General features: G+C 67.6%; 21 protein-coding genes and 2 tRNA genes. 5 read left to right on the top strand and 18 right to left on the bottom strand.

Translation table 11 applies throughout. From position 1 onward, the window contains the following. Nucleotide 1 precedes the first annotated feature (1 nt). Nucleotides 2-724, bottom strand: coding sequence for an RlmE family RNA methyltransferase (locus tag HLB44_RS23365; protein ID WP_173127867.1), 723 nt, complete (start codon nucleotides 722-724; stop codon nucleotides 2-4). Between the two features lie 20 nt (nucleotides 725-744). Between HLB44_RS23365 and HLB44_RS23370 the strand changes: the two genes are divergently transcribed. Next, nucleotides 745-1,221 carry a YhbY family RNA-binding protein gene (locus HLB44_RS23370; protein WP_173127869.1) on the top strand — a complete coding sequence of 159 codons (477 nt, stop codon included), beginning with the start codon at nucleotides 745-747 and terminating at the stop codon, nucleotides 1,219-1,221. On the opposite strand, the gene HLB44_RS23375 is transcribed toward HLB44_RS23370, so the two are convergent. The 5 genes from HLB44_RS23375 to HLB44_RS23395 all read right to left on the bottom strand — a co-directional run bounded on the left by HLB44_RS23375 (nucleotide 1,196) and on the right by HLB44_RS23395 (nucleotide 7,254). Further along, complete coding sequence (locus HLB44_RS23375) at nucleotides 1,196-1,642, bottom strand: DUF4149 domain-containing protein (protein WP_173127872.1); 447 nt, start codon at nucleotides 1,640-1,642, stop codon at nucleotides 1,196-1,198. The genes HLB44_RS23370 and HLB44_RS23375 overlap by 26 nt on opposite strands. 2 nt (nucleotides 1,643-1,644) lie before the next feature. Continuing rightward, nucleotides 1,645-2,121: a transcription elongation factor GreA gene (gene greA, locus HLB44_RS23380; protein ID WP_173127875.1), complete on the bottom strand. Its 477-nt coding sequence runs from the start codon at nucleotides 2,119-2,121 to the stop codon at nucleotides 1,645-1,647. Between the two features lie 83 nt (nucleotides 2,122-2,204). After that, nucleotides 2,205-5,513, bottom strand: a complete 3,309-nt coding sequence (gene carB / locus HLB44_RS23385) for a carbamoyl-phosphate synthase large subunit (RefSeq protein ID WP_173127878.1) — start codon at nucleotides 5,511-5,513, stop codon at nucleotides 2,205-2,207. Continuing rightward, on the bottom strand, nucleotides 5,506-6,663 hold the full coding sequence (gene carA, locus HLB44_RS23390) for a glutamine-hydrolyzing carbamoyl-phosphate synthase small subunit (protein WP_173127881.1): 1,158 nt from the start codon (nucleotides 6,661-6,663) through the stop codon (nucleotides 5,506-5,508). The genes carB and carA overlap by 8 nt, the downstream gene beginning before the upstream one ends. A 183-nt stretch (nucleotides 6,664-6,846) precedes the next feature. Continuing rightward, the gene (locus HLB44_RS23395; RefSeq protein WP_173127884.1) at nucleotides 6,847-7,254 is read right to left on the bottom strand and encodes a GlcG/HbpS family heme-binding protein; all 408 of its coding nucleotides are present in this window, start codon (nucleotides 7,252-7,254) and stop codon (nucleotides 6,847-6,849) included. Between the two features lie 156 nt (nucleotides 7,255-7,410). On the opposite strand from HLB44_RS23395, the gene HLB44_RS23400 reads away from it, so the two are divergent. Further along, complete coding sequence (locus HLB44_RS23400; protein ID WP_173127887.1) at nucleotides 7,411-8,106, top strand: Bax inhibitor-1/YccA family protein; 696 nt, start codon at nucleotides 7,411-7,413, stop codon at nucleotides 8,104-8,106. Between the two features lie 48 nt (nucleotides 8,107-8,154). Here HLB44_RS23400 and rlmD read toward each other — a convergent pair whose 3' ends face one another. The 6 genes from rlmD to surE all read right to left on the bottom strand — a co-directional run bounded on the left by rlmD (nucleotide 8,155) and on the right by surE (nucleotide 14,335). Next, nucleotides 8,155-9,516: a 23S rRNA (uracil(1939)-C(5))-methyltransferase RlmD gene (rlmD, locus tag HLB44_RS23405; protein WP_173127905.1), complete on the bottom strand. Its 1,362-nt coding sequence runs from the start codon at nucleotides 9,514-9,516 to the stop codon at nucleotides 8,155-8,157. A 26-nt stretch (nucleotides 9,517-9,542) separates the two neighbouring features. After that, nucleotides 9,543-10,706, bottom strand: a complete 1,164-nt coding sequence (locus HLB44_RS23410; RefSeq protein WP_173127908.1) for an ABC transporter substrate-binding protein — start codon at nucleotides 10,704-10,706, stop codon at nucleotides 9,543-9,545. A gap of 110 nt (nucleotides 10,707-10,816) precedes the next feature. Then, nucleotides 10,817-11,797 (bottom strand): RNA polymerase sigma factor RpoS, encoded by a 981-nt coding sequence (rpoS, locus tag HLB44_RS23415; protein WP_173127911.1) that lies wholly within the window; start codon nucleotides 11,795-11,797, stop codon nucleotides 10,817-10,819. Between the two features lie 30 nt (nucleotides 11,798-11,827). Further along, on the bottom strand, nucleotides 11,828-12,730 hold the full coding sequence (locus tag HLB44_RS23420) for a peptidoglycan DD-metalloendopeptidase family protein (protein WP_173127914.1): 903 nt from the start codon (nucleotides 12,728-12,730) through the stop codon (nucleotides 11,828-11,830). A gap of 31 nt (nucleotides 12,731-12,761) precedes the next feature. Further along, nucleotides 12,762-13,574 carry a protein-L-isoaspartate(D-aspartate) O-methyltransferase gene (locus HLB44_RS23425; protein ID WP_173127917.1) on the bottom strand — a complete coding sequence of 271 codons (813 nt, stop codon included), beginning with the start codon at nucleotides 13,572-13,574 and terminating at the stop codon, nucleotides 12,762-12,764. Next, nucleotides 13,571-14,335 carry a 5'/3'-nucleotidase SurE gene (gene surE / locus HLB44_RS23430; RefSeq protein WP_173128608.1) on the bottom strand — a complete coding sequence of 255 codons (765 nt, stop codon included), beginning with the start codon at nucleotides 14,333-14,335 and terminating at the stop codon, nucleotides 13,571-13,573. Before surE ends, HLB44_RS23425 begins: the two co-directional genes overlap by 4 nt. A gap of 125 nt (nucleotides 14,336-14,460) precedes the next feature. Here surE and HLB44_RS23435 point away from each other — a divergent pair, with 125 nt between their 5' ends. From HLB44_RS23435 to HLB44_RS23445, 3 genes are all read left to right on the top strand, one after another. Continuing rightward, on the top strand, nucleotides 14,461-15,438 hold the full coding sequence (locus tag HLB44_RS23435; protein WP_173127920.1) for an NADPH:quinone oxidoreductase family protein: 978 nt from the start codon (nucleotides 14,461-14,463) through the stop codon (nucleotides 15,436-15,438). Between the two features lie 91 nt (nucleotides 15,439-15,529). Next, nucleotides 15,530-16,270 (top strand): LuxR C-terminal-related transcriptional regulator, encoded by a 741-nt coding sequence (locus HLB44_RS23440; RefSeq protein WP_173127923.1) that lies wholly within the window; start codon nucleotides 15,530-15,532, stop codon nucleotides 16,268-16,270. A gap of 46 nt (nucleotides 16,271-16,316) precedes the next feature. Further along, the gene (locus tag HLB44_RS23445; protein ID WP_173127926.1) at nucleotides 16,317-18,620 is read left to right on the top strand and encodes an ATP-binding protein; all 2,304 of its coding nucleotides are present in this window, start codon (nucleotides 16,317-16,319) and stop codon (nucleotides 18,618-18,620) included. A gap of 82 nt (nucleotides 18,621-18,702) precedes the next feature. Here HLB44_RS23445 and HLB44_RS23450 read toward each other — a convergent pair. The 6 genes from HLB44_RS23450 to HLB44_RS23475 form a co-directional block, all read right to left on the bottom strand. Beyond that, nucleotides 18,703-18,778, bottom strand: a tRNA-His gene (locus HLB44_RS23450). A gap of 58 nt (nucleotides 18,779-18,836) precedes the next feature. Further along, complete coding sequence (locus HLB44_RS23455) at nucleotides 18,837-20,759, bottom strand: SurA N-terminal domain-containing protein (RefSeq protein ID WP_173127928.1); 1,923 nt, start codon at nucleotides 20,757-20,759, stop codon at nucleotides 18,837-18,839. 124 nt (nucleotides 20,760-20,883) lie between these two features. Next, nucleotides 20,884-20,959: transfer RNA gene (locus HLB44_RS23460), tRNA-Val, on the bottom strand. A gap of 21 nt (nucleotides 20,960-20,980) precedes the next feature. Further along, nucleotides 20,981-21,253, bottom strand: a complete 273-nt coding sequence (locus tag HLB44_RS23465) for an HU family DNA-binding protein (protein ID WP_173127931.1) — start codon at nucleotides 21,251-21,253, stop codon at nucleotides 20,981-20,983. Nucleotides 21,254-21,468: 215 nt separating this feature from the next. Then, the gene (gene pgsA / locus HLB44_RS23470) at nucleotides 21,469-22,035 is read right to left on the bottom strand and encodes a CDP-diacylglycerol--glycerol-3-phosphate 3-phosphatidyltransferase (RefSeq protein WP_173127933.1); all 567 of its coding nucleotides are present in this window, start codon (nucleotides 22,033-22,035) and stop codon (nucleotides 21,469-21,471) included. A gap of 31 nt (nucleotides 22,036-22,066) precedes the next feature. Beyond that, nucleotides 22,067-22,543, bottom strand: coding sequence for a hypothetical protein (locus HLB44_RS23475; RefSeq protein ID WP_343051502.1), 477 nt, complete (start codon nucleotides 22,541-22,543; stop codon nucleotides 22,067-22,069). Between the last annotated feature and the right edge of the window lie 28 nt (nucleotides 22,544-22,571).

Here is a 22,571-nt window from a genome sequence, read left to right on the forward strand (position 1 = left end):
TTCATTTCGACCCACCTTGCGCCTCGTTTGCTGCCTCGTCCACCGCCCGCGCCGGGGTTTTCAGACCGATGCCCACCAAAAAGGTTTCGGCGGACTTGTCACGCGATGCTTTTGGTTTGACGGGTTTCACGGTTCGAAAGGTTTTCTTGAAGCGTTCGACCAGCTGGCTGTAACCGCTGCCATGGAAGACCTTGGCGACCAGGGCGCCGCCGGGCTTGAGCTGCAGCTGGCAGAACTCGATCGCCAGCTCGACGAGGTTCTCGATGCGCGCTGCGTCCGACGACTCGACGCCGGACAGGTTGGGCGCCATGTCCGACACGACCAGATCGACCTGTCGCGGACCGACCGCCGCCCGCAGCGTGGCGAGCACCGCGTCGTCGCGGAAATCGCCCTGGATGAACTGCACGCCTTCGATCGGCTCCATCGGCAGAATGTCCAGCGCGATGATCGTGCCGTCGAGCTCGCCGACCGCCGCGCCGCCGGAGCCGGCGGTCTTCGGAGCGAAACGGCGGCGCAGGTACTGGCTCCAGGCGCCCGGCGCCGAGCCCAGGTCGACCACCACTTGCCCCGGTTTGATCAGATGGAGGGTCTCGTCGATCTCCTTCAACTTGTAGGCGGCGCGGGCTCGGTAGCCCTCGCGCTGCGCCAACTTGACGTACGGATCCTGCAGGTGATCGTGCAGCCACGCCTTGTTGAGTTTCTTGCTCTTGGTCTTGAACTTCATCGCCTTGGGATAATACGCAGATGCCTGCACTCAAATTGACGCCCGCCGACCGCAAGGACAAGCGGGGCGAAGCCCATCACCTGGACCCGGTGGTGTTGATCGGCGCCGACGGCCTGACCGCCGCGGTGCTGAAAGAAACCGATGCTGCACTGAAGGCCCATGGCCTGATCAAGGTGCGCATGTTTTCCGACGACCGCGACGAGCGCGAGGCCGCGCTCGCCAAGCTCGCCGACGAGCTCGGCGCCGCGCCGGTGCAGCACATCGGCAAGCTGCTGGTGCTGTGGCGGCCGCTGCCGCCGAAGGAAAAGGTGGAGCGCGAGGACCGCATGGCCGGCCCACGCACGGTCAAGATCGTCAAGTTCTCCAAGAGCCCGAGCCACCGCCCGCAGGTCAAGAAGATCAAGGTCTTCGGCAACCAGCGCGTGACCGCCGGCGGCTCGATCAAGCGCGCCAAGGCCCGCACCACCAGCGTCAAGAAGAAGGCACAGGCCGACTGATCCGCCAGGCGAGCGCGAGGACGAGCACCGTCTTCGCGCCGAAGAACAGCACGCTCAGGCCATGCAGTTGGCCGAAACTCAGTGCCCCCTGCCCGCTGCGCGCCGCCGGCAGCATCGGCTGGATGCCGAAGTGCCCGGCGATCGTGCAGAACAGCGTGCCCAGCAGCAGCAGCATCTCGGTGCTGAGCACCGAGCCGCGGCCGGCCTCGGCCGCATCCCGCGCGCGCCGGCGCTCGATGAACAGCAACAGCAGCGCCACGCCGAGGCTGATCCACGCTTCCTGAACGAAGATCCGCGCCACGACACGGCCGGCATCGGTGCTGGCCAGCGTCGCGAACGGCGCCGGCGTGGCGATCAGCGCGACGCACAGCAGCAGCCCGGCCCACAGCGCCGGCAGCAACCGCCGCAGCCGCTCGGCCATCGTCAGACGTAGCGGACTTCGACGATTTCGTAGCGCTTCAGGCCGCCCGGGGCCTGGACTTCGGCGACGTCGCCGGCTTCCTTGCCGATCATCGCGCGCGCGATCGGCGAGCTGATCGAGATCAGGCCCTTCTTCAGATCGGCCTCGTCCTCGCCGACGATCTGGTAGGTCACTTCCTGGCCCGAGGCTTCCTCCTCGAGGTCGACCGTCGCGCCGAACACCACGCGGCCGCCGGCATCCACCGCCTTCGGGTCGATCACCTGGGCTGCCGCCAGCTTGCTCTCGATCTCCAGGATGCGACCTTCGATGAAGCCCTGCTTGTCCTTGGCCGCGTCGTACTCGGCGTTCTCCGACAGGTCCCCTTGCGCGCGGGCCTCGGCGATGGCCTGGATCACCGCATGGCGCTCCACGGTCTTCAGCCGTTGCAGCTCTTCCTTCAGTTGCTCCGCGCCACGCTTGGTCAGGGGAATGGTGGTCATGATCAAAAACAGTCCGCCAAAAGAAACAAGCCGCCGGGGCCCTCGAGGGGCAACGCCAGCGGCGGGGTTGTGTGGCGGGGAGTTTAGTGCAGTTCGGCGTGCAGTTCCTGCAGCGACAGCACGCTCAGGTCATCGCGGTGCTTCAGCGCCTCGGTGGCGGCCTCGCAGCCGGCCATCGTCGTGTAGTAGGTCACGCGATGGGCCAGCGCCGCGGTGCGGATGTAGCGCGAATCGGCGATCGCCGTGCGCGTCTCGTCGACCGTCGTGAAGACGAGCTGGATCTCGCCCGCCTTGATCATGTCGGCGATGTGCGGCCGGCCGTCCTTGACCTTGTTGACGGCGCGCACCGGGATGCCGGCAGCACTGATCGCCGCCGCGGTGCCCTTGGTCGCGACGACGCTGAACCCCAGCGCCACCAGATCGGCAGCCACCTTCACCGCACGCACCTTGTCGTTGTTCTTCACGGTGATCACGACGGTGCCCTTGGCCGGCAGCCGCGAGCCGGCGCCGAGCTGGCTCTTCAGCATGGCCTCGCCGAAGCTGCGGCTCGCACCCATCACTTCGCCGGTCGAGCGCATCTCGGGGCCGAGGATCGGATCGACGCCGGGGAACTTGTTGAACGGGAACACCGCTTCCTTGATGCTGAAGTACGGCGGGATCACCTCGTGCGGCGGCTTGCCGCCGACGCCCTTCTGATCGGCGAGCTTCTGTCCGGCCATGCAGCGCGCGGCGATCTTGGCCAGCGGCTGGCCGGTGGCCTTCGAGACGTACGGCACGGTGCGCGACGCGCGCGGGTTGACCTCCAGCACATAGACCACGGCCTGTTCGCCATCGCCCTCGAAGACGCCATCGACCGCGCCCTGGATCGCGAACTGCACGTTCATCAGGCCGATCACCTTCAGCGCCTTGGCCATCAGCGTCGTCTGGCGGCGCAGCTCGTCCTGCAGCTTGGCAGGCAGCGAGTACGGCGGCAACGAACACGCCGAGTCGCCGGAGTGCACTCCCGCCTGCTCGATGTGCTCCATGATGCCGCCGATCATCACGTCGCTGCCGTCGCTGATGCAGTCGACGTCGACCTCGATCGCGTCGTCGAGGAAGCGGTCGAGCAGCACGGGCGACTTCTCGCTGACCTTGACCGCCTCGCGCATGTAGCGCTCGAGGTCGCGGTCGCCGTGCACGATCTCCATCGCCCGGCCGCCGAGCACGTAGCTCGGCCGCACGACCAGCGGGTAGCCGATCTCGTGCGCCAGCGCCAGCGCCTGGTCCTCGGTGCGCGCGGTGCGATTCGGCGGCTGCTTCAGGCCCAGCTGGTGCAGCAGCTTCTGGAAGCGCTCGCGGTCCTCGGCGATGTCGATCGAATCGGGCGACGTGCCGATGATCGGCACGCCGGCCTTCTCGAGGTCGAGCGCCAGCTTCAGCGGCGTCTGGCCGCCGTACTGCACGATCACGCCGACGGGCTTTTCCTTGTCGACGATCTCGAGCACGTCCTCGAGCGTCACCGGCTCGAAGTACAGGCGATCCGAGGTGTCGTAGTCGGTCGACACGGTCTCCGGATTGCAGTTGACCATGATGGTCTCGTAGCCGTCCTCGCGCATCGCCAGCGCGGCGTGCACGCAGCAATAGTCGAACTCGATGCCCTGCCCGATCCGGTTCGGGCCGCCGCCCAGCACCATGATCTTGCGGCGGTCGGTCGGCGCGGCCTCGCATTCCTCGTCGTAGGTCGAGTACATGTAGGCGGTCTGCGTCCCGAACTCGGCGGCGCAGGTATCGACACGCTTGTAGACCGGGCGCACGCCGGCGGCATGGCGCGCGCTGCGCACCTCGTGCTGGTTGGTGCCCAGCAGCTTCGCCAGGCGCTTGTCCGAGAAGCCCTTCTGCTTCAGGAAGCGCAGCTCGGCCGCCGACAGGCTGGCGAGCGTGCGGCCCTGCAGCTGCTTCTCGGTGGCGACGATCTCTTCGATCTGCGCCAGGAACCACGGGTCGATCCGCGTTTCGTCGAAGATCTCTTCCAGCGTCATGCCGACACGGAAGGCATCGCCGACGTACAGGATCCGCTCGGGCCCGGCGTTGCCGATGGCGTCGATGATTTCCTCGCGGTCGCTTTCGCGCTCGCTCAGACCATCGATGCCGGTCTCGAGGCCACGCAACGCCTTCTGGAAACTCTCCTGGAAGGTGCGGCCGATGGCCATCACCTCGCCGACCGACTTCATCTGCGTCGTCAGGCGCGGATCGGCCTCACGGAACTTCTCGAACGCGAAGCGCGGGATCTTCGTGACGACGTAGTCGATGCTGGGCTCGAAGCTCGCCGGCGTCGCGCCGCCGGTGATGTCGTTGCGCAGCTCGTCGAGCGTGTAGCCGACCGCCAGCTTGGCGGCGATCTTGGCGATCGGAAAGCCGGTCGCCTTCGACGCCAGCGCCGACGAGCGCGAGACGCGCGGATTCATCTCGATGACGATCATCCGGCCGTTGTCGGGGTTGATCGAGAACTGCACGTTCGAGCCGCCGGTGTCGACGCCGATCTCGCGCAGGATGGCGATCGACGCATTGCGCAGCAGCTGGTATTCCTTGTCGGTCAGCGTCTGCGCCGGCGCGACGGTGATCGAGTCGCCGGTGTGGATGCCCATCGGGTCGAGGTTCTCGATCGCGCAGACGATGATGCAGTTGTCCGCCTTGTCGCGGACCACTTCCATCTCGTACTCCTTCCAGCCGATCAGCGACTCTTCGATCAGCAGCTCGTTGGTCGGCGACAGGTCGAGGCCGCGCTTGCAGATCTCCTCGAACTCCTCCGGGTTGTAGGCGATGCCGCCACCGGTGCCGCCGAGCGTGAAGCTCGGGCGGATGACCATCGGGAAACCCGAGTGCGCCTCGGCGCCGCCGAGGTCGGCCTGGATGCGTTTCTGCACGCCCCAGGCCTCTTCCAGCGAATGCGCGATGCCGCTCTTGGCCGAATCGAGGCCGATCGAGGTCATCGCGTCCTTGAACTTCAGGCGATCCTCGGCCTTCTCGATCGCCTTCTCGTTGGCGCCGATCATCTCGACGTCGTACTTCGCCAGCACGCCGTGCTTGTGCAGGTCGAGCGCGCAGTTCAGCGCCGTCTGCCCGCCCATCGTCGGCAGGATCGCCATCTTCTCGTCGGGGCGCGCGCGGCGCTCCTTGGCGATGATCTTCTCGACCACCTGCCACGAGATCGGCTCGATGTAGGTGACGTCGGCCATCTCCGGGTCGGTCATGATCGTCGCCGGATTGCTGTTGACGAGGATGACGCGGTAGCCCTCCTGCCGCAGCGCCTTGCAGGCTTGTGCGCCGGAGTAATCGAACTCGCAGGCCTGGCCGATGATGATCGGGCCGGCACCGATGATCAGGATGCTTTGCAGGTCTTGGCGCTTAGGCATTCTGGGTCTCCATCAGCGCCACGAAACGGTCGAAGAGATAGGCGATGTCATGCGGTCCGGGGGAGGCCTCCGGGTGGCCCTGGAAGCAGAAGGCGGGGCGGTCGGTGCGGGCCAGGCCCTGCAAGGTGCCGTCGAAGAGGCTGATGTGCGTCGGCCGCAGCGTCGAAGGCAGCGACCTCTCGTCGACCGCGAAGCCATGGTTCTGGCTGGTGATCGAGACGCGGCCGGAGTCGAGGTCCTTCACCGGATGGTTCGCGCCGTGGTGGCCGAACTTCATCTTGAAGGTCTTGGCTCCGGACGCCAGCGCCATGATCTGGTGGCCGAGGCAGATGCCGAAGGTGGGGATGCCGGCGTCGATCAGCGTGCGGGTCGCTTCGATCGCGTAGTTGCACGGCTCGGGGTCGCCCGGCCCGTTGCTGAGGAAGATGCCGTCCGGCTTCAACTTCAGCGCTTCCGACGCTGGCGTCTGGGCCGGTAGCACCGTGACGCGGCAGCCGCGGCTGGCCAGCATGCGCAGGATGTTGTACTTGACGCCGTAGTCGAACGCGACGACGTGGAAGCGCGGAGCATCGAGCCGACCGTAGCCCTGGCCCAGCGTCCACTCGGTCTGGTCCCAGACATACGGCTCGCGCACCGAGACCACCTTGGCGAGATCCAGGCCGGACATGCTCGGTGCGCCCTTCGCGGCGGCGATCGCCGCGTCGATGTCGGTCTGAGAGATCACGTGGCCGACTTCGAATGCCACGATGCACCCGTTTTGCGCACCGCCGCTGCGCAGCACGCGCGTCAGGCGCCGGGTATCGATGCCGCTGATCGCGACAGTGCCCTCGCGCTGCAGGTACTGGGGCAGGCTCATCGCCTGGCGGAAGTTCGACAGGCGCGGCGGCAGGTCCTTGATGATCAGGCCGGCGGCATGGACCTTCTTGGCTTCGACGTCCTCGTGGTTGACGCCGTAGTTGCCGATGTGCGGATACGTCAGCGTGACGATCTGCCGGCAGTAACTCGGGTCGGTGAGGATTTCCTGGTAGCCGGTGAGTGCGGTGTTGAACACCACCTCGCCGACCGTGCGACCGGCGGTGCCGATCGAGGTGCCATGAAAGACCGTGCCGTCTGCGAGAACGAGGAGAGCGGGAGGCAGCAGGGGCAGCAACACAAAAGCTCCGGAAGTCGCGCACGCCCAGCTTCAGCTCCCCGACGTTTGGACCGTCGGAAACGGAAGTCCGGAAGAGGAAACTTCTGAAGGAGTTTCGCTAGGCTGCGGTGGTGGCGGGTAAACCTTCGAAGTATAGCCGCCTCGGGTTTGCCCTCACGCGCACGACACCCCAAGCGAGTGTCAGAGACCGATGGCCGCAATCCCCGCGCGGGCGATCTGCGCGTCCTCGTTCGACTTCACGCCGCTGACGCCGACAGCGCCGGCGCATTGGCCCTCGACGAGGATCGGAACGCCGCCTTCGAGCATGCCTTCGAGCGCCGGTGCGCTGAGAAACGACACACGGCCCTGGTTGATCATGTCTTCGTAGACCTTGCTCTCGCGCCGGCCGATCGCGGCGGTGCGCGCCTTGGCCGGCGCGATCTGCGCCGAGATCGGCGCAGCGCCATCGAGCCGCTGCAGCCAGAGCAGGTGGCCGCCATCGTCGACGATGGCGATCGTCACCGCCCATTGGTGGCTGCGCGCCTCGGCTTCAGCGGCCTGCGCGATCGCGCGCGCGTCGTCGAGGGTCAGGTGCGGCTTGGTCTTCATCGGGGGAACTCCAGGTTTCGCGAGGCGCGCAGTTTGCCCCAATCGCCTTCGCTTTCGCGGCGAGGCTGCATCGGCGTACGATGCGTCTTGGTGGAACTTAGAATCCCGCCGCGGTGTCCATAACCGCATTGCTGTCATTCATTGACTGGAGGTTCCATGAACGATCAAGGCCTGCAACCCTTCGGCCTCGCCGGGTCGGGCACGCTGGCGGCGGAACGCAACCGCGTCCTGCGCAACACTTACTGGCTGCTCGCCGTCTCGATGGTGCCGACGGTGCTGGGCGCCTGGGTCGGCGTCACCACCGGCTTCGCCGCGGCGATGAGCCCGATGGTCGGCCTGATGGTCTTCCTGGCCGGCGCCTTCGGCTTCATGTTCGCGATCGAGAAGACCAAGCACTCGTCGACCGGCGTTTACGTGCTGCTCGGCTTCACGTTCTTCATGGGCCTGATGCTGGCGCGCCTTCTGGCGTCGGTGCTGGGCTTCAAGAACGGCTCGTCGCTGATCATGATGGCCTTCGGCGGTACCGCGGCGATCTTCTTCGCGATGGCCACATTGGCGACCGTGATCAAGCGCGACCTGTCGACGATGGGCAAGTTCCTGACCGTCGGCGCGTGGATCCTGTTCTTCGCGTTCATCGCCAACGCGTTCCTGCAGTCGTCCGCGCTGATGCTGACGCTGCTGGTCCTGTGCCTGGGCATCTTCTCGGCCTTCATCCTCTATGACGTCAAGCGCGTCATCGATGGCGGCGAGGACAACTACATCAGCGCGACGCTGTCGATCTACCTGAGCGTCTACAACGTCTTCCAGAGCCTGCTGGCCATCCTCGGGATCTTCGGCGGCGAGCGTGACTGACGCTTCGTAGTCTCCCGATGTCGAAAGGCCCCGCATGCGGGGCCTTTTTCATGCGCGATCGAAGACCGCCATGCTCTCGACGTGAGCGGTGTGCGGAAACATGTTGACGACACCCGCCGCACTGCAGCGATACCCGGCCTGGTGGACGAGCAGCCCCGCGTCGCGCGCCAGCGTCGCCGGGTTGCAGCTGACGTAGACGATGCGCCGCGGCGGCGTCCAGCCCTCGCGCGGCGCCTCGTGCAGCTCGGCCAGCGCCTTGGCCAGCGCGAACGCACCTTCGCGCGGCGGATCGACCAGCCACTTGTCCGCCTGCCCGTAGCCGACCAGTTCGTCGGCGCTGAGCTCGAACAGGTTGCGCGCCTCGAAGCGCGTGCGCGCCGCCAGCCCGTTGCGCTCGGCGTTTTCGCGCGAGCGCTGCACCAGCGCCTCGCTGCCCTCGATGCCCAGCACCTCGCGCACCTGCGTCGCGATCGGCAGCGTGAAGTTGCCGAGGCCGCAGAACCAGTCGATCACGCGCTCGTCGGGTCGCAGATCGAGCAGGCCGAGCGACCGGTGCACGAGCACGCGGTTGATGTGGTGGTTGACCTGCGTGAAGTCGGTCGGCTTGAAGGGCATCAACAAGCCGTACTCGGGCAAGCTGTAGGCCAGCTCGGGGCCGGCGTCGTCGAGGCGATGCACGCTGTCCGGCCCCTTGGGCTGCAGCCACCACTGAACGCCGTGTTCGGCACCGAACGCGGCCAGCCGATCGCGGTCGCCGGCGCTCAACGGTTCGAGGTGCCGCAGCACCAATGCGATCACCGGCCCCTCGTCCCGCTCGCCGACCGCGAGCTCGATCTGCGGCAAGCGGTCGCGCTGGTCCATCGCGCCGATCAGCGCGCGTAGCGGCAGCAGCATGGCGCTCACTTTGGCCGGTAGCACGGGGCACACCGACATGTCGGCGACGTAGCGCGACTTGCGCTCGTGAAAGCCGATCAGCACCGTGCCCTTCTTCGCGACGTGCCGCACCGACAGTCGGGCTCGGTAGCGGTAGCCCCAGGTGGGCCCTTCGATCGGACGCAGCATGCGCTCGGGCCGCACCTTCGACAGGTGCTGCAGCCCATCCTCGAGCGCCCGCTGCTTGATCGCCACCTGCGCTGAAGGCTCGAGGTGCTGCATCTTGCAGCCGCCGCAGGCGCCGGCATGCAGGCCGAAGTGCGGGCAGCCGGGCCGCGTGCGCAGCGGGCTCTCACGGCGCAATGCCGTCAGCGTGCCCTGCTCCCACTGGTTCTTGCGCCGGCCGACCTGAACCTGGACCTCCTCGCCGGGCAATGCGCCTTCGATGAAGACGACCTTGCCTTCGCTGTTGCGGGCGACGCCCTGGGCTTCGATGTCGATCGACTCGACCTTCAGCCATTCCTCGTTTGCTGTCATGGGGCCGGATTATCCCGGCCCGGGCATCAAGGCTTCACGTAGTCGGAAACGACCTTCCAGCGTCCCTCCTGGATCTGCGACAGGCGCGACATGTCGCTGCCCAGGCGCTTCGTCGACGTGAACGTCATCTCCGGGCTGCCGAAGATGTCCGGCGGCACGACCATCGTGTCCATCGACTTGATGAATCCATCGACGCTCAGGTTCGGACCCGCCTTCTGCGCCGCACGGATGAACGTGTCGATGATGTTGTAGCCGTAGACCGAGAACACCGTCGGGTCCTCGTTGAACTTGGTCTTGTACTTCGTGGCCCAGAAACGGATCGGCTGCGAGGCTTCGTCGAGGTACGGGTGCTGCGTGCCATGGGTGGCGTACAGCCCATCCATCGCCTTGCCGCCGAGCTTGTGGATCAGGTCGGTGTAGGTCGCGCTGGAGCCGAGGAAGGTGGGGTTGAAGCCGGTCTTGCGCGACTCTGCGATCGTGCCGATGGTCTCGCGGATGATCGTGCCGAGCACCACGACCTCGCAGCCGGCGGCCTTCATGCGGGCGACCTGCGACGAGAAGTCGGTGGCACCGCGCTTGTAGGTCGTGCGCTCTGCCAGCTCGCCGCCGGCGGCCTTCATCCCCGCTTCGGCGCCGCGCAGCACTTCCAGCCCGAACTCGTCATCCTGGTACAGGGTGCAGACCTTCTTCGCGGCCTTGTCCTTGATGAGCTTGGGCAGCGCGGTGCGGACCTGGTCGTAGTAGGTCACGGCGAACGAGTACTTGAGCTTGTGGAAGGGCTCGTACATCTCGCGTGCCGCAGTGATCGGCATGAAGTTGATGACGTTCTTCTCGAACTGAACCGGCATCGCAGCATTGTTCTGCGCCGTGCCGATGTGGCCGGCCATCACGAAGATCTTGTCCTGGTTGACGAGCTTCTGCGCCGCGAGCACCGCGCGCTTCGGGTCATAACCCGAGTCCTCGACCAGCAGCTTGAGTTTGCGGCCGTGCACACCGCCCTGCTCGTTGACTTCGTCCACGCGCAGCATCATGCCGAGCCGCGCCTGCTTGCCGAACGCAGCGATCGGACCCGACAAGTCCTGGATCGAACCGATCAGGATTTCGCCCTTGGCGACCCCCTGGGTCTGCGCCGCAAGCGGCAACGCGGCAATCGCGAGCGATACGGCGGCCAACAGGTGAGCGAGTCTCATGGCGATTCGTCTCCGAAGAAGGGTGCGGGGCATGCTAGCGCCGGCCCTGCCGCACCACATCTCGGGACAAACGCTGACCACCGATCGCGGTCAGCGAAATCACGCGCGCTTCAGAACAGCGAGTCGCGATCGACGCCCTGGCGCGCCATCCGGCGCTTGAGCTTCAGCAGCGCCTCCTGCTGGATCTGGCGTATGCGTTCGCGCGTCAAGGACAGCCGCGCGGCCAACATCTCCAGCGTCTCGGGGTCGCGGTCCTGCAGCCCATAACGTCCGGCCAGGACCTCGCGTTCGCGGTCATTCAGTTCGGCAAGGCCGTGCGCCAGCAGCTGTTCGACCTCGCGGCTGAGCATCAGGCCGACCGGATCGATCGCCTGGTCGTCGACGACGCTGTCGAGCAGCGACTCGGCCGCATCGCCTTCGAGCGGCGCATCGAGCGATGCGGGATGCTCGGCCATCTTCAGCAGCGCAGCGACTTCGGCGACCGGGCGGCCGAGCCGCAGCGCGATGTCCTCGGTGCGCACCGAACGCGCGGCATCGGCTTGCAGCGACGACTGCGCCTCGAGCGCACGCCGCGCCTTGATCACCTGGTTCAGCTCGCGCACCACGTGCACCGGCAGGCGCACCAGCCGGGCCTGGTGCATGATCGCGCGCTCGATGCTCTGGCGCACCCACCACGACGCATAGGTCGAGAAGCGGAAGCCGCGCTCGGGCTCGAACTTGGCGATCGCGTGCATCAGGCCGAGGTTGCCCTCCTCGATCAGGTCCGGCATCGGCAGGCCGCGGCCGAGGTAGTTCTTGGCGATGCTGACGACGAGGCGCAGGTTGCGCTCGATCATCGCCTGGCGCGCATCGAAGTCGCCCTGCCGGGCGCGCGTCGCCGTCAGGAACTCTTCTTCGGGCGTGAACAGCGGCGCGCGGCGGATCTCGCGCAGGTAGAGCTGCAAGGTGTTGCCGACATCGGCGTCGCCCGCGGCGATCTCGATGCCATTGTTGCCGGGCACGTCGCCGTCATCGGCGTTGGCCGGCGGGCGCGGCCCGGCGCCATCGGCACCCTCCGGGCCGTTTGCATGCGCGTCGCGCCGCTTGGCCATGGTGCTGCATCCGTTCGGAGCGCCAGGCCTCTACCTGGGCGGCAGCAAGCGTGCCGGATCGATCGGCTTGCCTTGCTTGCGGATCTCGAAGTGAAGCTGGACGCGCTCGGCGTCGCTCGACCCCATTTCTGCGATTCGCTGGCCCCGGCGCACCACCTGATCCTCCTTCACAAGCAGGGTCTGATTGTGCGCGTACGCGGTGAGGTAGGTGTTGTTGTGCTTGACGATTACGAGGTTACCGTAACCACGCAATCCGGAGCCCGCGTAGACGACCCGGCCGTCGGCCGCGGCGAGCACCGGGTCGCCGGCCTTGCCGGTGATCGCCAGGCCTTTGCTGCGCCCTTCTTCGAACGGTGTCGCAACCTGCCCGCCGGCCGGCCACAGCCAGTTCAGATCATCTTCGGGGTCCTTCGGCGGTGCCGGGGTCGGTGCGGGGCCGGATGCGGCAGCGGCCGGCGCTGCACCGGGTGTTGCCGGCACGGCGCCAGGGGCCGATGCGGCCGTCGCCGGCAGCTTCGCATCGAGCGGGCGCGCCTCGACGCGCGAGCCCGCAACGCCGCGCGCAGCCACGGCATTGGGATCGACGCTCGGCGGCAGGACCCGCAACACCTGGCCGACCTCGATCAGGTTGGCATTCTCGATGCCGTTCCAGCGCGCCACGTCGCGCCAGTTCTGCCCGTTCTCGAGGCCGATGCGGATGAGAGTGTCACCGGGGCGAACGGTGTAGTAGCCGGGCTTGCCGGCGTTCTCGGCATTCGGCAGCGGCTTGGCGTCTGCCGCCACCGCCGATGCAACAGCGGCCGGGGCCGAGGCGGCCGCGGCCACGCGCGGCGTCCCGACGCGGTCCTCGACCGGGGCCTTGTTCCGGGACGATGCACAGCCCGCCATCAGCAGCACCAGCAGCACGGACAACAACGGCAATCGATCGAACATTGGGCGCACAGCCGCGCGAGCGGCAGCAAGGTCAGACGACGCCGGATTTTAGAGGTACGAAGTGAACGCCCTCATGTTGCGAGCGCGTCCAGCCCGCGGCGCTGCGGTCGACCACCACCAGGACCTGCCCGCCGCCGGCCGATTGCATCGGCGCGATGAGTCGGCCGCCGACCGCCAGCTGATCGAGCCACGCCGCGGGCAGATCGTCTCCGCCGGCAGCAGCGATCAGACTGTCGTACGGTGCGCGCGGCGCGTGACCGAGCATGCCGTCGCCGTGCACCAGGCGGACCTGGTCCAGCCGCCATGGCGCGAGATTGATGCGCGCCTTGTCGAACAGCGGCCGCAGTCGTTCGATCGACACCACATGCCGCGCCATGCAGGCCAGCAGGGCGGTCTGGTAGCCGCAGCCGGTGCCGATCTCGAGCGTGCGGCCGAGGTGCCCGTCGCGTCGCGCATTGGTCCCTTCGTACAGCAAACCGATCATGCGCGCGACGACCGACGGCTTCGAGATCGTCTGGCCGTGCCCGATCGGCAGGCTGGTGTCCTCGTAGGCCTGGTTGGCGAGCGCGGTGTCGACGAAGTGATGGCGCGGCACGCGCCCCATGGCATCGAAGACCGCCTCGCCGCGCAGCCCTTCGGCGCGCAGGCGATCGATCATGCGCTGCCGTACATGCGCCGAGTCCAGGCCGAGGCCGCTCGGCGTGGCCAGGCGTGATGCATCGAGCGCGGCCTGGTGCAGCAGGCGCTGCGGCCGCAGCGGCTCGCGCGCCGCGCTGGGCGCACGCGAGGCGGGCGTGCCGACCTTTTCGAGCTCGAGCGGAAAGCCGCGGCGCTTGCCGCTCATGCCGAGAACCCGAGCCGATCGCGCCATGCGCCCAATGCCGCGTGCTCGGTCAGATCGACCTGCAGCGGCGTGATCGACACGCAGCCCTGCGCCGTGGCGTGGAAGTCGGTGCCCTCGCCGGCTTCGCGTGCATCGCCGGCCGGGCCGATCCAGTAGATCTTTTCGCCGCGCGGGTTCACCTGACTGACCACCGGCTCGCTGGCATGGCGCCGGCCGAGCCGCGTGACGCGACGCAGCAGCCGCTCGGCATCGGGGCGGTTCGGGATGTTGACGTTCAGCAGCCACGGCGCCGCTGGCCGCGGCTCGGCGAGCACCTGTTCGACCACTGCACGTGCGACGCGACCAGCCTGCGCCAGATGCGTCCAGCCCTTATCGACCTGCGAGAACGCGATCGCCGGGATGCCGAACAGGTAGCCTTCCATCGCTGCCGCCACGGTGCCCGAATACAGCGTGTCGTCGCCCATGTTCGCGCCCTGGTTGATGCCAGAGAGCACGAGATCCGGGCGCTGCGGGAGCACGCCGGTCAAGGCCACGTGCACGCAGTCGGACGGGGTGCCGTTGACGACCAGGAAACCTCGCTGCGTCCCGCCCTGCGCCTCGAACACCGACAGCGGCCGGTTCAAGGTCAACGCGTTCGACGTGCCGCTGGCGTTCTGCTCCGGTGCGATCACGGTGATCTCGCCGAGCCCTTGCATCGCTTCGACCAGCGTTGCCAGGCCGGGGGCCAGGTAGCCGTCGTCGTTGGCGATCAGGATGCGCATCTGAGCTGGGGGCTGAGCATGCGGCGATTGTAGGGAGTCGTCACCCTTGCGACGCGATGCAACGGCGGCGCTGCCTAACATGCGGACCTTCGATCCGGCCACCTGGCCCACGGGAGACACGAGCGATGCAAGCCTGGATTTGCGACAACCCGATCGGCGTCGACGCGCTGCAATGGAAAGACCTGCCGACACCCGAACCGGGGCCCGGCGAGGTGCGATTGGCGGTGCGCGCCGCGAGCCTGAACTTCCCGGACATCCTGATCGTCCAGAACAAGTACCAGGTCAAACCGCCGCTGCCCTTCGTGCCGGGGTCGGAGTACGCCGGCGTCGTCGAAGCCGTCGGTGCCGGCGTGACGCAGTTCAAGCCCGGCGATCGGGTCGCCGCGCTGGGCAGCACCGGCGGGTTCGGCACCCACGCGATCGTCGGCGCCGACCGCCTGATGCCGCTGCCGCCCGGCTTCGCGTTCGAGCATGCCGCGGCCTTCGCCTTCACCTACGGCACCTCGCATCACGCACTGATCGACCGCGGCATGCTGAAGGCCGGCGAAACGGTGCTCGTGCTCGGCGCGGCCGGCGGTGTCGGCACCGCGGCGCTGCAGATCGCGAAAGCGGCCGGCGCGCGCGTGATCGCGGGCGCATCGACGGACGAGAAGTGCGCGCTGTGCAAGGAGCTCGGTGCCGACGCGACGCTGAACTACAGCAAGGAGAACGTGCGTGACGCGCTGAAGGCGCTGACCGACGGCAAGGGCCCCGACATCGTCTACGACCCCGTCGGCGGTGATCTGGCGGAGCCGGCATTTCGCTCGATCGCCTGGCGCGGCCGCTACCTGGTGATCGGCTTCGCCGGCGGCGGCATCCCCGCGCTGCCGTTCAACCTCGCACTGCTGAAAGGCGCGTCCATCGTCGGTGTGTTCTGGGGCGACTTCGTGCGCCGCGAGCCGCGCGCGAATGCGGCTGCGCTGGCCCAGCTCGCGGCCTGGTATGCCGAAGGCAAGGTCCGGCCGGTCATCGACGAACAATTGCCGATGAGCGAACTGCATCGCGCCTATGCGCGCATGACAGGCCGGGAGGTCAAGGGCAAGGTGGTCCTCGTCAATGCGTAAGCGTTGGTGACAGCAGCGCAAAACCTCCCCCCTTGGAGGGGTTCGGCGCGGGGGTATCTGCGCTAGCATTTCGGCTGGGAGAACAAAACTCATGGCCGTCAAGGTCCTCATCCTCGAAGACAACCCGGTCGCTCGCAGCTTCCTGTGCCGAGTCGTGCGCGAGAGCTTCAGCGACTCGATCACCATCACGGAAGCCGGCGACCTCGAAAGTGCGCGTGCCCAGATCAGCCTGACCGGCGGCCCGAGCGGCCTGCATGGCGTCGATCCGTTCAAGCTGATCCTCGTCGACCTCGAGCTGCCGGACGGCAACGGCATGGAGCTGCTCGCCGAGCTGACGCAGTACCCCGCGACCAAGGTCGTCACCACGCTCTATTCCGACGACGATCACCTCTTCCCGGCGCTGCAGTGCGGTGCCGACGGCTACCTGCTGAAGGAAGACCGCTTCGAGGTGCTGGTCGAGGAACTGCAGAAGATCGTGCGCGGCCAGCCGCCCTTGTCGCCGGCGATCGCGCGCCGCCTGTTGACGCACTTCCGCAGCGGATCTCGCGGCACCGACGGCCGGGCACCGGATTCCGGTTTCGCCCCGCTCGACTACGCGGCCGTCAGCCGCCCGGTGCCGCTCGAAAAGCCACCCGAGCACGACCGCCTGACGCCGCGCGAGAGCGAGGTGCTGACCTACCTGAGCAAGGGCTTCACGATCAAGGAGATCGCGAGCCTGATGGGCATCAAGTGGTTCACCGTCAACGACCACATCAAGTCGATCTACAAGAAGCTCAACGTCTCCAGCCGCGCCGAAGCCGCCGTGCTGGCGACCAAGCAAGGCCTGGTGTGACCGGCCCGGGCCTGTCCCGGGTTCGCTGCCGCTCAAGTCGCCCGTTATGACGGCCGACGCTTCCCATCCCGTCGCCGAGCCCGGCGGCGATGCCGGCGCTGATTCGCGCCACGATTCCCGCAACGATTCGCAGCTCGACTCGCGCTGGGTCGACCAGGCCTTCCTCTCGCGCAGTTCGGCAATGGCACGCTGGATGGGCTGGCGGCTGCGCGTGCTGGTCGTGCTGGCGCTGCTCGGCAGCGTCGGCGTGTTCGCGCTGTTGCGCGTGTTGGCTGTCCTGCCGCACATCGATGCGCAGTGGCGCAGCATCGGCCCCAACGGCATCGAACTGGTCGGCAGCAGCGATCCGGCATTGCGGCAGAAGGTCGGCCGGCGCCTGGTGGCGCTGGAACGCAGCGATGGCCGCCGCATCGAGGTCGACGCGAGCCTGCTGCAGCGGTCGCCGCGCTGGACCGTCGGTGACGTTGAACGAGGGCGCCAGATTGCGCTGCAGGACCACGTGGGCCAGGCCCTGCGCGAGCCGGTGCTGCGATTCGTGTTCGACGATCGCAGCATCGTCGAGCTGAAGCCGGCGCCGCGCGGCTTTCCCGGGTTGGGCGCGCTGTTCTGGCTGCTGTGCGCGCTGGCGCTGGTGTTGTACCTGATCGCTGCAGTCGTCGCACTGGCGGCGCCGGGCGTTGCGAACCTGCTGTATGCGCTGGTCGCGGTCAGCCAGAGCGCCAACCTCGTGCTGATCGCCGTCGAATCGATGCCCGCCTTCGGCGTTGCACCGGGCTTCGGTCAGCTGGCGCTCGATCTGCGCACGCTGTGCGACCTGGTCGCCGCGGCAGCGATCCTGCATGCCTGCCTGGTGCACCCCGCGCGGCTGCCGCGAGCCGGCTGGCTCGCGATCGCCGCATGGAGTGGCGCGCTGCTGTTCGCGCTGCTGGCGATGCGGCAGGCGCTGCCGGCGCAATGGTGGTTGACCCAGGCCATGCTGATCGGCTACGGGCTCGCGGCGGTCGCCGTGCTGACCTGGTCGTATCGCCTCGAGCCGCACCCGTTCTCGATCGTCGTGCGCCGCCTTGGGCTCGCCGCCAGCGGCATCCTGATCCTGCTGACCATCGCCGTCGCACTGGTCAGCACTGAATCGCAGGGCCAGCACACGGTGGCGACCTTCGGCTCGATGGCCTGGTACGTGTTCATCGCGTCGCTGCTGCTGCTCGTGCCCTTCATGTCGCGCTCGCAGCACGTGATGCGCGAGTTCGCGATGCTGGCCGGCATCAGCACCGTCGCCACGTCGCTCGACTTGTTGTTCGTCGCGGTGTTCGCGCTCGGCCAGTTCGCCTCGGTGACCTTGTCGCTGTTCGTCGCGCTCGGGTTGTATGTCGGCGCACGCCAATGGCTCGTCAACCAGTTCATGGGCACGGGCGTGCTGACCGCCGAGCGCATGTTCGAGAGTCTGTACCGCGTCGCGCGCGAGATCGAGGCCACCCCGCGCAAGTCCGAAGACCAGCTGGCGCGGCTGCTGCGCGAGCTGTTCGAGCCGCTGGAGGTCGCGCGCGTGCCACGCCCGGTCTCTCGCACGCGGGTCGCTTCCGACGGCTCGACGATGGTCGTGCCGGTGCCGCGGCTGCCGGGCGCGGCCGAGGACGACGAGCAGCCCGCCAGCGGCGCGATCGTGCTGCGTTATGCACGGCGCGGCCGGCGCCTGTTCAGCAGCGAGGACGCGCGCCTGACCGATCGCGTGCTCGAACAACTGCGCCGCGCCGTGGCCTTCGATCGCGCTGTCGAACAGGGCCGCAGCGAGGAGCGCGCGCGCATCGCGCAGGACCTGCACGACGACATCGGCGCGCGCCTGCTGACGCTGATGTACAAGGCGCAGAACCCGGAGATGGAGGAGTACATCCGCCATACGCTGCAGGACCTCAAGACACTGACGCGCGGGCTGGCTGCATCGAGCCACAAGCTGTCGCATGCCGCGGCCGAGTGGAAGTCCGACATCACGCAGCGCCTGAACGTCACGCACTGCGACCTGGTGTGGTCGTTCAGCGCCGATCGCGACATCCCGCTGACGGTGGTGCAGTGGTCGGGCCTGACGCGCGTGCTGCGCGAGCTGGTCAACAACATCATCGCGCACGCGCAGGCCAGCTGCGTCGAGATCTCGGGGCAGTACGACCGCGGCCGCCTGGTGCTGACCGTCAGCGACGACGGCATCGGCCGCCAGCCCGAACGCTGGTCGCACGGCCTCGGGTTGGGCGGCGTGCGCAAGCGCGTGAAGCTGCTCGGCGGCGAAGTGCGCTGGCGCGAGCGCAGCAGCCGCGGCATCGTCTGCGAGGTGCGCGTGCCGCTGCTCGGCACGCGCGTCTGAAGTCCGGCCCCAGGTGAGCCCACAAACTGAGCGGCCCGGAAACGACGAAGCCGGGACAGTGCCCGGCTTCGCTCTCAATCCTTGGGGTGGCTGATGGGACTCGAACCCACGACGACCAGAATCACAATCTGGGACTCTACCAACTGAGCTACAGCCACCACGGAAGCCGCGAATTATAGCCTGCGCCGTGCGGCGCAGGCTCGGCGCGGCCGGCTTTCAACGACTGGCCGCCGATGCTGCCGCCTCGAGCGCCGCTGCCGGCTTGACCTCGACCTTCAGTCGCGTCTTCAGCGCGCGGTAGTAGGCCTGCGATTCGGCCTGCGACCAGACCTGCGCGTACTGCGCCTGCAGTCGCGTGCCCTCTTCCGGCAGCTTCTCGCGCTCGAGCACCTTCTCGATGCGTGCGACGACGAAACCCTCGCCGGGTACCTCGGTGCCAACGTAGGCCGGCAGCTTCGACACGTCGGCTCGCAGCACCGCATCGAGCGCCGGACGCGCCAGGCCATCCGGCCGCGCGCGCGACACGGTGCCGGTCGATGGCAACTCGGCCTCCCCGTCCTTTCGGAGTTGGGCCAGGCGCGCCTCGCCATCCTTGCGCGCGAGCGCCATCGCCTGCTCGGCCTGCAGCAGCGCGCGCACGCGGTCCTTGACCTCGGCCAGCGGCTGCGTGTGCGCCGGGCGGTGCTCGACGATGCGCGCCGATGCGAGCTGGTTCGGGCCAACCTCGACCGCGTCGGTGTTGCGCTTGTTGCGCACCGCATCGGTGGCGAACACCGCCTCCAGCAGTTTGGTCGATGCGAGCGCGCCGGTCGCGTCGGGTGCCGGCGTGCGGGTCACCGTCGCGCTGCGCTTCTCGAGCTTCAGCTTGTCGATCACCGGCTTCAGGCTGTCGTAGTCCGAGTACACGGTGTTCGTGAACTGCTCGGCCGCGTCGACCCACTTCTTCTGCGCCGCCTGCTTGCGCGCTTCGTCCTCGATCGCTGCGCGCACTTCTTCGAACGGCTTCTTCGCGCCGCCCCGTGTCGCCTCGAGCTTGATGATGTGGAAGCCGAAATCGCTCTCGACGACGTTGCTGATCTCGCCGGCCTTCATCGCGTAGACCGCGTCCTCGAACGGCTTGGTCATCGCGCCCTTGCCGAAGAAGTCGAGGTCACCGCCCTGCGCCGCCGAGCCCGGATCCTCCGACTGCTTGCGTGCGACGTCGGCAAAGCTGTCGGGCGCCTTGCGCAGCTCGGCCAGCAAGGCTTCGGCGCGCGCCTTGGCCTTCTGCTTGACATCCCCGGCGGCGTCCTTGTCGGCCTTGATCAGGATGTGGCGCGCGCGGCGCTCCTCGGCGCTGGTGTAGCGGGCGATGTTCTCGCCGTAGTACTTGCGCAACTCCTCGTCGGAGACCGTGATGCCCTTCTTCAGCACCTCGAGATCGAGCACGACGTACTCGATCGTCGCGCGTTCGGGCGCGCGGAACTGCGCCTCGTGGCCCTTGTAGTAGGCCTCGATGTCGGCATCGCCCGGATTGACCTTGGGCAGGTAGTCCTTCACGTCGAAGCGCGCATAACGAATCTCGCGCCGCTGCAGCAGCGGATCGAGCGCGCTGGCGACGATGGCCGGCGGCGCCAGCACCGAGTCGGCGATGCCGCGCATCACCTGGCGCGCCTTCAGATCCTGCGCGAGCCGGGCTTCGAACATCTGCGGTGTCATGCCCTGCGCCTGCAGGATCGACTTGTAGGTCGCGACGTCGAAGCTACCGTCGGGCCGCTTGAACTGTGCGAGCTCGGGCAGCGCCTGCAGTTCGCGCACGACCTTGTCATCGGATACGTCCAGGTGCAGGCGGTGCGCGGCGGCGAGCATCACGCGTTCGCGCACCAGTTGCTCCAGCGTTTCCGATCGCATCGCGGCAGAGTCGAGCAGCTTGGGGTCGAGGTTGGGCATCTGCCGGCGCAGGCGCTCGGCCTGCTGCTGGTGCGCGGCATCCCATTCGGCCTGCGCGATCGGCTGGCCGTCGACCTTGGCGACGGTTTGCTTTCGGTCCTCGGTGAAGCTCGAGTAGCCCTGAATGCCGAAGACGAGGAAGGACGGAACGATCAGGATCAGCAGCAGCAGTTGCAGCAGCTTGGTATGCGTACGGACGAATTCGAACATGACGGCCTCGGGGAGACGTTCGTTTGCGGCAGCGGCCGCCGAACGCGAAAAAGGCGAACCGCGGTTCGCCTTCTTGTTGCTTGCCTCGCCCCTCGATGAACGAGGGAGCGGCGGATTCTAGCGGTGGTGGGTGCTGACGGGCTCGAACCGCCGACCTACGCCTTGTAAGGGCGCCGCTCTACCAACTGAGCTAAGCACCCAACGCTTCGAACCTGACTCACTCAGTTGACGGCGTCCTTCAAGGCTTTGCCGGCGCGGAACTTGGGCACCTTGGCGGCCTTGATCTTGATCGCCGCGCCGGTGCGCGGGTTGCGTCCGCTGCGCGCAGCGCGCTTGCTGACGGCGAAGGTACCGAAACCGACGATCGACACGCTGCCATTCTTTTTCAGGGTCGTCTTGACGCCCCCGATCAGGGCCTCCAAGGCGCGCGTGGCCGCCGCCTTGGAAATATCGGCCTGTGTGGCGATGTGCTCGATCAGCTCGGACTTGTTCACGAAGGTACCCCCTCTCAATGATGTCTCGAAGAGTTCGGATGGCTTGGGCGCGGGCTTCGGCGTTGATGCTGGCCGCTGCGTCTTTAGGACTCTTGCGCGGGTGTTCCGCGTCTCGTCGATTACAGCGGCGCCCTCTGACAGTGTCAAGCGCGGAGGGCGGATTCTATGCGCAGCACCTGCGGCATTCACAAAGCGTTGCTCGCCGCTGCGCGGGCTCAACGGGCGCGTGCGCGGATCTCCGGCAGCGCCTTGCGCAGGTAGTAGATCATCGACCAGATCGTCAGCACGCAGGCGATGAGGATCAGCACCGTGCCCCACCAGCGCGTGTCGATCAGCCCGAACAGCACCCCATCGAACAGCAGGAACGGGATCGCGACCATCTGCGTCGTCGTCTTCAGCTTGCCGAGCATGTGCACGGCGACGCTGCGCAACGCGCCGATCTGCGCCATCCATTCGCGCAGCGCCGAGATCGCGATCTCGCGGCCGATGATGACCAGCGCGACGAACACATCGACGCGCGTCAGGTGCACCAGCACCAGCAGCGACGCGCAGACCAGGAACTTGTCGGCCACCGGATCGAGGAAGGCGCCGAAGGCCGAGGTCTGGTTCAGCTTGCGCGCGAGCCAGCCGTCGGCCCAGTCGGTCAGCGCGAACAGCACGAACATCACGGTCGCCGTGAGGTTGCGCACCGGCGTGTCGAGCGGCAGATAGAACACGCCGACGATCAACGGGATCGCCACGATGCGAGCCCAGGTCAGCAAGGTCGGCAGCGTGAGGAACATGCCGGTCATTGTGCCGGACAGATTCGACGTGTCAGTCCAGGCTGCGCGGCTTGAAGCGGCGATCGTCGGCGAACAGGAAGACTTCGGTGAACTTCCAGGGCTTCGGCAAGTGCGACACCTCGGCGAACGGCGCCGCGCGGTGCACCGCATCGATGGCCAGCTGCACGGTGTCGCGCGCCTGGCTGGGCTGGCGCATCACGCTGACGCGGCGCACGCTGCCGTCACCGTTGAGCTCGATCTCCAGCACGGGGATCGCCAGCAGCGGTTCCGGCGGCACGCCGTCGTAGCTGGCACTGCGTGATGCGGCGACGATGCGCTGGGCGGCGATCACGCGGTATTCGTCCCAGTTGCGCGCGCGCTTCTGTGGTGCCGGCTTGATGGCGGTGGGCGCAGGCGCCGGCGTCGGCGCGGGCCGTGCTGCGGCCGCCGGTGGCGGTGCCGGGCGTGCCGGCGCTGGGGGTGGCGGCGTCGGGCTGGAACATCCGCCGACCAGCAGCAGGGCCGACACGCGATGCGGCCAGCGTTTCGATTTCAGT

This window comes from Pseudaquabacterium terrae (genome assembly GCF_013266755.1).
Taxonomy (GTDB): Bacteria; Pseudomonadota; Gammaproteobacteria; order Burkholderiales; family Burkholderiaceae_C; genus Pseudaquabacterium; species Pseudaquabacterium terrae.

Excerpts from the sequence above, each read along its gene's own strand:
- HLB44_RS23440 (WP_173127923.1), top strand. The coding sequence starts at position 15,530 with ATGGCCGTCAAGGTCCTCATCCTCGAAGACAACCCGGTCGCTCGCAGC.
- HLB44_RS23400 (WP_173127887.1), top strand. The coding sequence starts at position 7,411 with ATGAACGATCAAGGCCTGCAACCCTTCGGCCTCGCCGGGTCGGGCACG.
- HLB44_RS23455 (WP_173127928.1), bottom strand. The coding sequence starts at position 20,759 with ATGTTCGAATTCGTCCGTACGCATACCAAGCTGCTGCAACTGCTGCTG.
- carB (WP_173127878.1), bottom strand. The coding sequence starts at position 5,513 with ATGCCTAAGCGCCAAGACCTGCAAAGCATCCTGATCATCGGTGCCGGC.
- HLB44_RS23435 (WP_173127920.1), top strand. The coding sequence starts at position 14,461 with ATGCAAGCCTGGATTTGCGACAACCCGATCGGCGTCGACGCGCTGCAA.
- rpoS (WP_173127911.1), bottom strand. The coding sequence starts at position 11,797 with ATGGCCAAGCGGCGCGACGCGCATGCAAACGGCCCGGAGGGTGCCGAT.
- rlmD (WP_173127905.1), bottom strand. The coding sequence starts at position 9,516 with ATGACAGCAAACGAGGAATGGCTGAAGGTCGAGTCGATCGACATCGAA.
- HLB44_RS23425 (WP_173127917.1), bottom strand. The coding sequence starts at position 13,574 with ATGAGCGGCAAGCGCCGCGGCTTTCCGCTCGAGCTCGAAAAGGTCGGC.
- HLB44_RS23420 (WP_173127914.1), bottom strand. The coding sequence starts at position 12,730 with ATGTTCGATCGATTGCCGTTGTTGTCCGTGCTGCTGGTGCTGCTGATG.
- HLB44_RS23375 (WP_173127872.1), bottom strand. The coding sequence starts at position 1,642 with ATGGCCGAGCGGCTGCGGCGGTTGCTGCCGGCGCTGTGGGCCGGGCTG.
- greA (WP_173127875.1), bottom strand. The coding sequence starts at position 2,121 with ATGACCACCATTCCCCTGACCAAGCGTGGCGCGGAGCAACTGAAGGAA.
- surE (WP_173128608.1), bottom strand. The coding sequence starts at position 14,335 with ATGCGCATCCTGATCGCCAACGACGACGGCTACCTGGCCCCCGGCCTG.
- HLB44_RS23370 (WP_173127869.1), top strand. The coding sequence starts at position 745 with ATGCCTGCACTCAAATTGACGCCCGCCGACCGCAAGGACAAGCGGGGC.
- HLB44_RS23410 (WP_173127908.1), bottom strand. The coding sequence starts at position 10,706 with ATGAGACTCGCTCACCTGTTGGCCGCCGTATCGCTCGCGATTGCCGCG.
- pgsA (WP_173127933.1), bottom strand. The coding sequence starts at position 22,035 with ATGTTCCTCACGCTGCCGACCTTGCTGACCTGGGCTCGCATCGTGGCG.
- HLB44_RS23365 (WP_173127867.1), bottom strand. The coding sequence starts at position 724 with ATGAAGTTCAAGACCAAGAGCAAGAAACTCAACAAGGCGTGGCTGCAC.
- HLB44_RS23395 (WP_173127884.1), bottom strand. The coding sequence starts at position 7,254 with ATGAAGACCAAGCCGCACCTGACCCTCGACGACGCGCGCGCGATCGCG.
- HLB44_RS23445 (WP_173127926.1), top strand. The coding sequence starts at position 16,317 with ATGACGGCCGACGCTTCCCATCCCGTCGCCGAGCCCGGCGGCGATGCC.